Genomic DNA, 10,471 nt, shown 5'->3' with positions numbered 1-10,471 from the left:
AGCGGGTCAGACCCTGAGTCTGAGCGTGCTGAGGAAAAGCGGGTCGGGCGGTGGCCGCGTGCCGGACCACGGCGCCGGCGGCACGGGCGGCGCCTCGTCGCCGGCCAGCCGCAGCGGCAGCTCCACCACCTGCAGCAGGGCCGGCAGGCCGGCCACCGGCAGCTTCACGGCCTCGAAGGCCTTGGCCGGCGCGCTGGCGTGCGCATGGCACAAGGCCGGCTGCTGCGTGTCCATGCCATCGCAGGGCTGGCCCGCGGCCATGCGCTCCGCCATCGAGGCGCCGCCGGACTCGCCGGGGCAGGCATAGGCCGCCAGCGCCAGCTGCGAGAACAGCAGCGATGCCACCACCAGGAGGGCGGTGATCAGTCGATGCAGGCGGCGGCGAGGCATGGTCGGCGCGAGTCTAACGTCGCGGCCGGCCGGCGTGGGGCGGCGACCCGCCGGCGTTTGACCTGGGACAAGCCGGCCCACGCCGGCCAGCGGTGAAGCCGGCCGACAGCCGCGACCGATCAGGCCCCGAAGGCCAGGGCCGCCGCCGCCGCGTCACCCAGCTCGGCCCCGCCCCCGCCCGGCGGCGGGGCGCCCACCGGCATGCCGGCGACGTCGGCGAAGGCCTGGCGCAGCCGGCTGAAGAGGGGGCCGCGGGTCTCGCCGCGCCGGCTCACCTGGGCATCCGCCCAGGCCTGCAGGCGGCGCGCGTCGTCGTGGCGGCCCTGGCCCCAGGCCGCCCACGGCAGGGCGTCGGCCATCCACCAGAGCATGCCTTCGGCGCGCAGCAGGGCGGCGGCCTCGCGGCCGGCCTGAATCGCCTCGGCCCCGGCGCCGCGGAACAGCTGCACGCAGGCATGAATGGCCAGCAGCGGCACCTGCTCGCGCTGCATGCCGCGGGCCCAGACCTGGGCCGCGGCGGCGCCCAGCACGCGGCAGGCTTCGTCGAGCCGGCCCAGTTGCACCAGGGCCTGGCCGAGGGCATTGGCGACCGGCCAGCATTCGAACTCGGCGCCTTCGGCCTTGCAGGCCTCCAGCAGGGCCGCGCAGGCCTGGCGATAGCCCTCCAGGTCGCCGCGGTCGCGCAGCGCATAGGCCTGCAGGTGCAGCAGGTGGCGGCGGGCGACGATGTTCCAGCCCGGCTGGACCTGGCTGGCCATGTCGGCCAGCAGCTCGCTCACGTCCTCCTGCGATGCCAGGCGCATCAGCAGATAGCGCTCGGCATTGCGCGACTGGTACAGGCGCCGGTGGTCGCCGCGCTCGCGCAGCAGGGGCCGGGCCTGCCGCAGCAGCTCCAGCGCCTGCTGGGGCGAGCCGAGCTGGCTGCGCGCAGCGAACATGCCGCGCGCATGAGCCAGCAGCAGCGCCAGCTCGCCCTCGGGTGGCGCGACGGCCTGGGCCTCGTCGAACCAGCGCAGGCCCTCGACGCGCAGGCCGCCCACGGCCCAGAAGGCAGCGCTCGCGCACAGCAGGCGCAGGGCGTCGTCGCGCAGGGGTGGCTCGGCGCCGAGGCCGAATCGCAGCGCCGCCCGCAGGTTGTCGAGTTCGCGGCGCAGGGGCGGCAGCCAGCGGTGCATGGGTGTCTGAAACTCATCGGCGTCGGCACAGCCGAAGCGCGCCACGAGCCTGCGCAGATGGGCCGCGCGGGCGGCAGCCTCCTCGCCCGCCTCGGCCAGCCGCTCCAGGGCATAACGCCGCACGCTGTTGAAGAAGCACAGGCGCGGCCCCTCGGGCGTCGCCTCGGGCACCAGCAGCGAGCGTTCGAGCAGTGCAGCCACGAGGTCAAGAGGCTCGGCCCCTTCGCCCAGGCCCGCGAGCTGCGCCTCGGCCGCGTCCGGCGTCACGCTGCCGGCGAACACGCTCAGCCATTGCAGCGCCCGCTGCTCCTGCGGTGACAGCAGGCCATAGGTCCAGTCGAGGGCCGCGGTCAGCGAGCGCTGGCGCGCCGCCGCGTCCCGGGCCCCGCGGGTCAGCAGGGCGAAGCGCTGGCTCAGGCGCGTGCGCACGCCGGCCGTGCCCAGCAAGGGCACGCGGGCCGCTGCGAGCTCGAGGGCGAGGGGCACGCCGTCCAGGCTGCGGCAGATGGCGGCGATCGCCGCATGCTCGTCCGGCGTGGGCGCGTACCCCGGCTGCCATTGGCGCACGCGGGCACAGAACAGGCGGGCCGCGGCATAGCCCTCGGGCGGCGGCGCGGGGTCGGCCACGTCCTGCGGCAGCGCGAGGGGCGCCAACGGCATCACCTGCTCGCCGCCCACGCGCAGGGGCACCTGGCTGGTGACCAGCAGGGTCACGCGGGGCGCCGCCTCCAGCAGGCTGGCCACCAGCGCCGCGACCGCCTCCACCATGTGCTCGGCGTTGTCCAGCACCAGCAGCAGATGCAAGGGTGCCAGGGCCTGCGCCAGGGCCGCCGTCCCGCCGCCGGCCCGCGCCCCCAGCTGCAAGGCCTGAGCGATGCTGGAAGGCAGCAGGACCGGGTCGGACAGGGACTCCAGCCGGACGACCCAGACGCCGTCGGGCCAGGCGCCCTGCCGGTCCTGCACCGCGGCGGCGGCCAGGGCCAGCCGCGTCTTGCCGACGCCGCCCAGGCCGCACAAGGTCACGAGGCGGCTGGACGCCAGCAGCGCCGCGAGGTGGTCGAGGTCGCGCTCGCGGCCGATCAGCGCCGGCGCCGCCGGCTCGGCGGCGCCGGACGGCCGGGCCGGGGCCGCCACCACGGGCCGCACCTCGGCGACGAAGCGATAGCCGCGCCGCGGCACCGTCTCCACATAACGTGGCGCCTTGGCGTCATCACCGAGGGCGGCGCGCAGGGCGTTGACCGCGACCTTGAGCACCGACTCGGTCACGTGCCGGTGGCCCCAAACCTCGTCCAGCACGGTGTCCTTGTCGACCAGTTGGCCCGCGCGCGCGGCCAGCAGCGCCAGCACCTCCAGCGGACGGCCGGACAGGGCTACCGCCTCGCCGTCACGCGACAGGCGAGCCTGGCGGTGGTCGAGCACGAAGGGTCCGAACGCCACGGGGCCGGCAAGGGCGGAGGAGATGCGGTCTGGCGCGTTCACGGCGCCGGATTCTGCCGGGGCGGTGGCCAGGGACCGGCCCAGGCGCAGCCCCCGCGATCGCGGGGTCGGCCGGCACCCGCGGGCCACCAGCTTTAACCGAAGCCTAACCACGCCTTGACGACTTCCCGGGCGCCGCCACCGAGACTGCCTCGCGTTGCTGCAACAGCCCATCCACCCACGGCGGCCTGGCCGCTCTCTTCGAACCAACCCGCTCATGAAACACCCCCTCGCCCTCCTCGCCGCCCTGCTGACGGCGGCCCCGGCTTTCGCCCAGATCACCATCGACCAGAACAAGGCCCTCGCGGGCAACGTCACGCCCGGCGACGGGCCCGGCTTTCCCGTCACCCTCAGCCAGCCCGGCAGCTACAAGCTGACGGGCAACCTGAGCGTGCCGGCCAACACCAAGGGCATCGTCATCGCGGCCGAAGGCGTGACCCTCGACCTGAACGGCTACACCATCGCCGCGCCGGGTCTGTGCAGCCAACCCTTCAACTACACCGCCCAGCCGGTGACCTGCACGCAGCCGACCTACGGCACCTATCACGGCATCGAGGTCGCCGTCGACGCCCCCGGCACCGTGATCCGCAACGGCACGGTGCGCGGCTTCAGCGGCACGGGCATCCAGACGACCGAAGGCGAGACCATCGAGCACATGCACGTCGCGCACAACGGCAACGGCGGTATCGGCGGCTCGACCGGGTCCATGGTCGGCACGCGCATCATCGACTCCACCGTCGCCCTGAACTACCGGTTCGGCATCGCCGAGTCGAGCGGTGTGGTCGAGCGCTGCAACGTGGCCTCCAACGGCGGCGACGGTGTGAACGGCGGCGGCTTCCTGATCGTGCGCAACAGCAACGTGCGAGCCAACTACGGCAACAGCCTCTCCGGCGTCACGGTGGTGGGCACGATGTCGGCCAACAACCGCTACGGCCGCCTGAACGTGAAGTCGCTGGGCGGCAACGTCGAGCAGGCCGTCGTCTACTGACCGTTTGCCCAGGGACTCGACGATGCCAACCATTCGATCCTTGCGCGGCCTGCTGGCCGCCGGTGGCTGCGCACTCGGCCTGGCCGCCTCCGCCGCGCCGGTCAGCTACGCCTTCTCCGGCACGGTGCTGGACGACGAAGCGGGCCGCGGCTACCAGGCCTTCGCCGGCCGCTTCAGCTTCGACACCGCAGCACCCGAGCTGACCGGCGACCCCACTGGCCACACCGGCGCCTACACCGGCCCCGGCTGGGCGCTGACGCTGTCCTTCGACGGCGGCGCTGAACTGCTGTTCGGCGACAGCCTCTTCGTCACGGTCACCGACGACCTCGGCGGCCAGGACCAGTGGGGCCTGCTCGCCACCGGCGCACCTGGGACGATCAGCGCGGCGCTGTTCGACGCGAACATGGCGGCGCTGTCCGGCAACGGCCTGCCGCTGCGCGATGGCGGCTACACGCTGGCCGACTTCGGGGCGTCGCAGCTCCGGTGGGACTCCGACCTCGGCGCCCTGCAGGGCCAGTTCAGCGCACTCGCCTGCACGGCGGGCTGCCAGGGCGGGGGCGGCGGGCCGGTGACGCCGCCCAACGAACTGCCGGAGCCGGGCAGCCTGTTGCTGGTGCTGATCGCCATCGGCCTCATGCCCTGGAAGCGCCGGACGCCGGGGCGACGCCCATGACCCCCCGCCAGATCCAGCTGCTGCGCGACAGCTTCGCGCTGGTGGCGCCGCGGGCGACGCTGGCCGGCGCCTTGTTCTACGACAAGCTGTTCGAGCGCGACCCTTCGGTCAGTGCCCTGTTCGACACGGACATGGCGGCGCAGAGCCGCCGGCTGTTCGAGATGGTGGGCGACGCCCTCGCGCTGCTCGACCACCCCGACGAGCTGGACGCCGTGCTGCAGGTGCTGGGCGCCCGGCATGCGGCCTACGGCGTGCGCGACGACCACTACGACACCGTCGGCGCCGCGCTGCTGGACACGCTGGAGGCCTCGCTCGGCGAGGCGTTCACGCCGCAGGCACGCGATGCCTGGGCCGGCCTCTACGTCCACATCAGCCGGCTCATGCGCCAGGGGGCGTCGCGCGCCGATCTCGCGATCCACCGGCGGCACGGCCCGCCGGGACTCACCAGCGATACCCCAGCTTCGCGAAGTACTGCCGCCCGTTGAAGCCGAACGGCGAGAAGCTGCTGTAGGTGAGGATGCCGCCGACCGCATTGGCGGGGAGGACCCGGTCGGGGTAGCGGTTGGTGATGTTGTCGACCCCGGCATCGATGCTCCACGGCCCGGGGTGCCAGCCGACCGACACGTCCGCCAGCCAGGCGGGCGAGAAGCGCTGGTCGTTGGCCGCGTTGGCCTGCCTCACTTCGTAGCTGCCGTAGCGCGTGGCGGCGATGCGGCCGCTCCAGGCGCCCCGGCGGTGCTCGGCACTCAGCAGGAGCTTGGCGTCCGGCGCGCTGACGGTGGCGCGGGCGAGCGTCACGCGGTCGATGAGGAGCAGGTTGTTGGCGGTCAGCACGGCCGGGTTGTCGGCCAGGCGGCGCACGGTGTTGTGGTTGTAGCTGTAGGCCAGCGTGAAGTCGCTGCGGCCGGCCGCGCCCCAGTCCTGGTGCAGGGTGCTGACGAGGTCGGCACCGCGCGTGCGGGTGTCCAGCGCGTTGGTGAAGTAGCGGCCCGTGCTGACGAGCAGTCCCTGCGCAGCCAGTTGCGCGCGCAGCGCCGCCGGCAGCGCGAGGTTGCCCGACAGCAGGATGCGGTGGTCGATGTCGATCTGGTACAGGTCGAGCGTGGTCTGCCAGTTGCGCGTCGGCGTGAGCTGCAGGCCCAGGCTGAGGTTGCGCGACTTCTCCGCACGCAGCGGCGTGGCGCCCAGCGCCTGGGCCGCCGCCGACGGCACGGTGAAGGTGCCGGCCTCCACCAGGTTGCCGTTGACGAGGTTGGTGGAGGTGGTCGCGAAGTACTGCTGCGCCAGCGACGGCGCGCGAAACCCGGTCGACAGCGTGCCTCGTAGGGCCACGGCGGGGCTCACCACGTAGCGGCCGGACAGCTTGGCCGCCGTGGCCCGGCCGAAGTCGCTGTAGTCCTCGGCGCGCAGCGCGGCGGTGGCGCTCAGGTCGGCGGTCAGCTGGCTTTCGAGGTCGGCGTACACGGCGACGTCGTGCCGGCTGTGGCGGCCGGCGTCACCGGGCCGGAAGCCCGGAAAGCCCGATGAACCGCCGCCGCCGTAGGAGCTGGGCTCGCCCGCGACGACCTCGTAGCGCTCCTGGCGCAGCTCGGCGCCGGTCGTCAGCACGACGGGGTGGGCCAGGCCCCAGTCCAGCTCGCGCGAGGCATCGGCATTCAGCAGCGTCTGCTGGTTGCGCAGCCCCCCGGCCTGGAAGCGCGTCGGGCTGGCCGCGCCGAGCGAATAGTTGGCGGTGTTGGCCACGTCAATGTCGAAGCGGTTTTCACCGTGGTTGAGGCTGAGGTCCCACTGCCAGCCGCCCCCCTGGCCGCGCAGGCCGAGCACGAGGCCGAGGTCGCGGGTACGGGTCTCTTCCAGCGGCAGGAAGCCTTCGGGGTGGATCGTCCCCACGCCGTTGGCCACCGCCGTCGCCTGGGTGCGCCAGAAGGCGGCGCTGGTGGTGTCGCGCTGGTTGACGCTGACGTTGCCATAGGCCTGCAGACTGCCGCCGAGGTCGAGCTGGCCGTTGAGCAGCAAGGACTTCTTCGTGCTGTCCGGGTCGCCCAGGCGGTTGTTGACCTGGCCCTTGTGCGGCTCGGTCGCCGCATCGCGCGTGTCGACGCCGGCGCGGTTGGTGCGCTGCTGGTGGCCGGCTTCGGCCGCGAGGCGCAGCCAACCGCCATCACCCAGCGCAAAGCCGAGGCTGGCGCCCACCTGGCCACGCTGGCCGTCTCCGCGGTCGGTGCCGCCGGCCTCGGCGCCGAGGCTGCCGCCCTTCGCGCCCTTCCTGAGGACGATGTTGATGACGCCGGCAATCGCGTCCGACCCGTACTGGGCCGCGGCGCCGTCGCGCAGCACCTCCACCCGCTCGATGGCGGAGATGGGGATGGCGTTGAGGTCGGTGGGCGCCGAGCCCCGCCCCTGGGTGCCGTTGATGTTGACGACCGCGCCGGTGTGGCGGCGCTTGCCGTCGACGAGCACCAGGGCCTGGTCGGGCGACAGGCCGCGCAGCTGGGCAGGGCGCACGGCGTCGGACGCGTCGGTGAGCGAGGGCCGAGGGAAGTTCAGTGACGGCAGCAGCTGCGCGAGGGCCGCGGCCAGTTCGGTGCTGCCGGAGCGTTGGAGGTCGGCGGCGCTGATGACGTCGACGGGCGACTCGGATTGCGCCAGTGTGCGGTCGGCGCGCCGCGTGCCGGTGACGACGACCTGCTGCAGGGCGACCGGGTCGGCGGATTGCGCCGCGGCCGGCAGTGCGGCGGCGGCGGCGAGGGCCAGCAGTGACAGGGAGAAGGGATGGGAACGAAGCGGGGCCAGGGTCATGGAAGCTTGGTCGGGACACGAGTGGAACCCGTCAGCTTGCGTTCGATCATCGCGCCCATCAACGAAGCAAATCGACCCTGCTCATTCGGATTTCAGATTTGACGGCGTGCGCCGGCCCTGCGGTTCGGCGGCGGGCCTGCGCCCAGGCGCCGGCGATCTGGTCGGGGCGGTCCACGCGCAGCCCCCGCAGGCCGAGCAGGCTGGCGAACTGGGGAAGGCGGGCCGGTCCGGGGAGGCGCTGAGCTTGCGGTTGCCCTCGCTGACGCGCTGTTCCCACGTCACCATGTTGAGGTCGCCGGCCGGCAAGCCGCGCTCCCGCCGCCGCAACAAACGCAACACGGCCAGGCCCGCGTTGAAGCCGCACTGAAACGCGCCGGCCCGACAGTGCGACTCCAGAGACCCCGAAATGAACGCCCGCTTCCCTCCCTTGCCCGACCTGCACGCCTGCGGCGCCCTGCCGCTGGAGCTGAACAGCGGCTTCGGCCCGCTGCAGGGCGACGCGCTGGGTCTGCTGGAACGCCGTTATGTCGACCGCGGCCTGGCCCTGGGCCGCGAGCGCTTCGGCAGCCGGCCCGACGACGGCGCCGTCGTCTGCACGGCGCTGGAGGGCGACCGCACCGTGGGCACCCTGAGCGTGCGGCTGGACGGCGCGGCAGGCCTGCGCGCCGATCTGCTGTTCGCCGCCGAGCTGGGCGCCTGGCGGGCCGCCGGCACGCGGCTGTGCGAATTCGGCAGCCTGGCAGTGGACGAGCACTCCCGCGATCGCAAGCGCTTGCTCGCCCAGCTCTTCCACCTCGCCTACCTGCATGCCCATCGGCGCGCGCGCTGCCAGCGCGGCGTCATCGAGGTCCACCCGCGCCACGTGGCCTTCTATCGGCGCTGGCTGGGCTGGCTGCCGCACTCGACGGCCCGGCACAACCCGCGCGTCGACGCGCCGGCCGTGCTGATGAGCATCGAGCTGGCCACCGTGCGGGCGCAGATCGCACGCTGGGGCGGCCGGCCCGAGCTGTTGGCCCAGGCGCGCTGCCTCTACCCGCTGGCCTGGGACGTGACCACCGAAGCGGCGGTGCTGGCCCGCCTCGGCGTAGAGGGGCAGCACTGGCTGGCCTGAGGAGGCACCGTGGCCTCCTAACATCCGGCCGATGACCCCGGACTTCCGCGACGGCCCCGTCCACCTCGCCCGCCAGTTGATCGGCTGGACCCTGCTCGTCGACGGCGTCGGCGGCGTCATCGTCGAGACCGAGGCCTACGACGCCGACGACCCGGCCTCGCACAGCTTTCGCGGCGCCACCGCGCGCAATGCCGCGATGTTCGGGCCGCCGGGCCATGCTTACGTCTACCTGAGCTACGGCATGCACTGGTGCCTGAACGTGGTCTGCCGAGAGGCCGGCCATGGCGCGGCCGTGCTGATCCGCGCGCTCGAGCCGACCGAGGGGCTGGCGCAGATGGGCGAACGGCGCAACACGGCTGACCGGCGCCTGCTGGCGTCGGGCCCCGGCCGGGTCGGCCAGGCGCTGGGCATCGACCGCTCCTTCGACGGCCTGCCGCTGGACCGGCCGCCGTTCGAGTGGCGAGCGCCGGCCGTCGCGGTGGAGGTGGCGGCGGACGTGCGAATCGGCATCACGCGCGGTGCCGAGCTGCCGTGGCGCTTCGGCCTGGCGGGGTCGCGCTTCCTGAGCCGGCCGATCGGGCGCGACCCGCGCGAGGCGCCGCTCAGCTGAGGGTCACGCGCGCGAACTTGCGCTTGCCGACCTGCAGCACGTGCTCGCCGGCGTCGAGCTTGAGGCCCTTGTCCGACAGCACTTCGCCCGAGCGGCGCACGCCGCCCTGCTCGATCATGCGCAGGCCTTCGCTGGTAGACGGCACCAGCCCCGCGGCCTTGAGCACCTGGGCCAGGCCCATCGGAGCCCCGCTGAGCTGGACCTCGGGGATCTCGTCGGGGATGCCGCCCTTGGCGCGGTTGTTGAAGTCCTGCTCGGCGCCCTCGGCCGCGGCGGCGCTGTGGAAGCGCGCCGTGATCTCCTTGGCGAGCATGACCTTGGCGTCCTTGGGGTTGCGCCCGGCAGCGACCTCGGCCTTGAGCCTGGCGATCTCGTCCATGGACTTGAAGGACAGCAGCTCGTACCACTTCCACATCTGCACGTCGCTGATGGACAGCACCTTGGCGAACATGGTGTTGGCCGGCTCGGTGATGCCGATGTAGTTGTTCTTGGACTTGGACATCTTCTCGACGCCGTCCAGGCCCTCGAGCAGGGGCATGGTCAGGATGCACTGCGGCTCCTGGCCGTATTCCTGCTGCAGGTGGCGGCCCATCAGCAGGTTGAACTTCTGGTCGGTGCCGCCGAGCTCCAGGTCGCTCTTCAGGGCCACCGAGTCATAACCCTGCATCAGCGGGTAGAGGAACTCGTGCACCGAGATCGGCGTGTGCGCGGCGAAGCGCTTGGTGAAGTCGTCGCGCTCCAGCATGCGGGCCACGGTGTAGCGGGCGGCGAGCTGGATCATGCCGGCCGCCCCCAGGGGCTCGCTCCATTCGGAGTTGTAGCGGATCTCGGTGCGCGCCGGGTCCAGCACCAGCTTGGCCTGGGCGTAGTAGGTCTCGGCGTTGGCCTTGATCTGCTCCGCCGTCAGCGGCGGCCGGGTGGCGTTGCGGCCGGAGGGGTCGCCGATGAGGGAGGTGAAGTCACCGATCAGGAAGATGACTTGGTGGCCGAGGTCCTGCAGCTGGCGCATCTTGTTGAGCACCACGGTGTGGCCGACGTGGATGTCGGGCGCCGTCGGGTCCAGGCCCAGCTTGATGCGCAGCGGCACGCCGGTGGCGGCCGAACGGGCCAGCTTCTTCGTCCATTCGGCCTCGGGCAGCAGCTCGTCCACCCCGCGGCGGGTGATGGCGAGCGCCTCGAGGACGGCATCGGTGACGGGAAACTGGGGAGCGTCGGACATGGCACAGCTACGCCCGGAGCTGACCGGACG

Annotated in this window: 9 protein-coding genes; 5 read left to right on the top strand and 4 right to left on the bottom strand. The window is 73.0% G+C overall.

The window, feature by feature from the left end; translation table 11 throughout:
* Positions 1-6: 6 nt before the first annotated feature.
* The gene (locus LXT12_RS09990; RefSeq protein WP_233391816.1) at positions 7-390 is read right to left on the bottom strand and encodes a hypothetical protein; all 384 of its coding nucleotides are present in this window, start codon (positions 388-390) and stop codon (positions 7-9) included.
* A gap of 119 nt (positions 391-509) precedes the next feature.
* On the bottom strand, positions 510-3,044 hold the full coding sequence (locus tag LXT12_RS09985) for an ATP-binding protein (protein ID WP_233391588.1): 2,535 nt from the start codon (positions 3,042-3,044) through the stop codon (positions 510-512).
* A gap of 214 nt (positions 3,045-3,258) precedes the next feature.
* On the opposite strand from LXT12_RS09985, the gene LXT12_RS09980 reads away from it, so the two are divergent.
* Genes LXT12_RS09980 through LXT12_RS09970 form a run of 3 tightly spaced genes read left to right on the top strand, consistent with a single transcriptional unit; the run spans position 3,259 to position 5,187 of the window.
* On the top strand, positions 3,259-4,029 hold the full coding sequence (locus LXT12_RS09980; RefSeq protein ID WP_233391586.1) for a hypothetical protein: 771 nt from the start codon (positions 3,259-3,261) through the stop codon (positions 4,027-4,029).
* A 22-nt stretch (positions 4,030-4,051) separates the two neighbouring features.
* Positions 4,052-4,702 carry a hypothetical protein gene (locus tag LXT12_RS09975; protein ID WP_233391584.1) on the top strand — a complete coding sequence of 217 codons (651 nt, stop codon included), beginning with the start codon at positions 4,052-4,054 and terminating at the stop codon, positions 4,700-4,702.
* Complete coding sequence (locus LXT12_RS09970) at positions 4,699-5,187, top strand: globin family protein (protein WP_233391582.1); 489 nt, start codon at positions 4,699-4,701, stop codon at positions 5,185-5,187. Before LXT12_RS09975 ends, LXT12_RS09970 begins: the two co-directional genes overlap by 4 nt.
* On the opposite strand, the gene LXT12_RS09965 is transcribed toward LXT12_RS09970, so the two are convergent.
* A complete protein-coding gene (locus LXT12_RS09965) occupies positions 5,144-7,501 on the bottom strand; it encodes a TonB-dependent receptor plug domain-containing protein (protein ID WP_233391580.1) in 2,358 nt (785 codons plus the stop codon). The genes LXT12_RS09970 and LXT12_RS09965 overlap by 44 nt on opposite strands.
* 406 nt (positions 7,502-7,907) lie before the next feature.
* Here LXT12_RS09965 and LXT12_RS09960 point away from each other — a divergent pair, with 406 nt between their 5' ends.
* Positions 7,908-8,612 carry an N-acyl amino acid synthase FeeM domain-containing protein gene (locus LXT12_RS09960; protein ID WP_233391578.1) on the top strand — a complete coding sequence of 235 codons (705 nt, stop codon included), beginning with the start codon at positions 7,908-7,910 and terminating at the stop codon, positions 8,610-8,612.
* Positions 8,613-8,643: 31 nt separating this feature from the next.
* The gene (locus LXT12_RS09955) at positions 8,644-9,222 is read left to right on the top strand and encodes a DNA-3-methyladenine glycosylase (RefSeq protein WP_233391576.1); all 579 of its coding nucleotides are present in this window, start codon (positions 8,644-8,646) and stop codon (positions 9,220-9,222) included.
* Here LXT12_RS09955 and tyrS read toward each other — a convergent pair.
* A complete protein-coding gene (gene tyrS, locus LXT12_RS09950; protein WP_233391574.1) occupies positions 9,215-10,441 on the bottom strand; it encodes a tyrosine--tRNA ligase in 1,227 nt (408 codons plus the stop codon). The two genes, LXT12_RS09955 and tyrS, sit on opposite strands and share 8 nt — an antisense overlap.
* Positions 10,442-10,471 lie beyond the last annotated feature (30 nt).

The sequence above is a fragment of the Pelomonas caseinilytica genome, assembly GCF_021353235.1.
GTDB lineage: Bacteria > Pseudomonadota > Gammaproteobacteria > Burkholderiales > Burkholderiaceae_C > Pelomonas > Pelomonas caseinilytica.
This window is presented reverse-complemented; position numbering and strand designations above follow the sequence as displayed.

Excerpts from the sequence above, each read along its gene's own strand:
- LXT12_RS09980 (WP_233391586.1), top strand. The coding sequence starts at position 3,259 with ATGAAACACCCCCTCGCCCTCCTCGCCGCCCTGCTGACGGCGGCCCCG.
- LXT12_RS09965 (WP_233391580.1), bottom strand. The coding sequence starts at position 7,501 with ATGACCCTGGCCCCGCTTCGTTCCCATCCCTTCTCCCTGTCACTGCTG.
- LXT12_RS09970 (WP_233391582.1), top strand. The coding sequence starts at position 4,699 with ATGACCCCCCGCCAGATCCAGCTGCTGCGCGACAGCTTCGCGCTGGTG.
- tyrS (WP_233391574.1), bottom strand. The coding sequence starts at position 10,441 with ATGTCCGACGCTCCCCAGTTTCCCGTCACCGATGCCGTCCTCGAGGCG.
- LXT12_RS09960 (WP_233391578.1), top strand. The coding sequence starts at position 7,908 with ATGAACGCCCGCTTCCCTCCCTTGCCCGACCTGCACGCCTGCGGCGCC.
- LXT12_RS09955 (WP_233391576.1), top strand. The coding sequence starts at position 8,644 with ATGACCCCGGACTTCCGCGACGGCCCCGTCCACCTCGCCCGCCAGTTG.
- LXT12_RS09975 (WP_233391584.1), top strand. The coding sequence starts at position 4,052 with ATGCCAACCATTCGATCCTTGCGCGGCCTGCTGGCCGCCGGTGGCTGC.
- LXT12_RS09990 (WP_233391816.1), bottom strand. The coding sequence starts at position 390 with ATGCCTCGCCGCCGCCTGCATCGACTGATCACCGCCCTCCTGGTGGTG.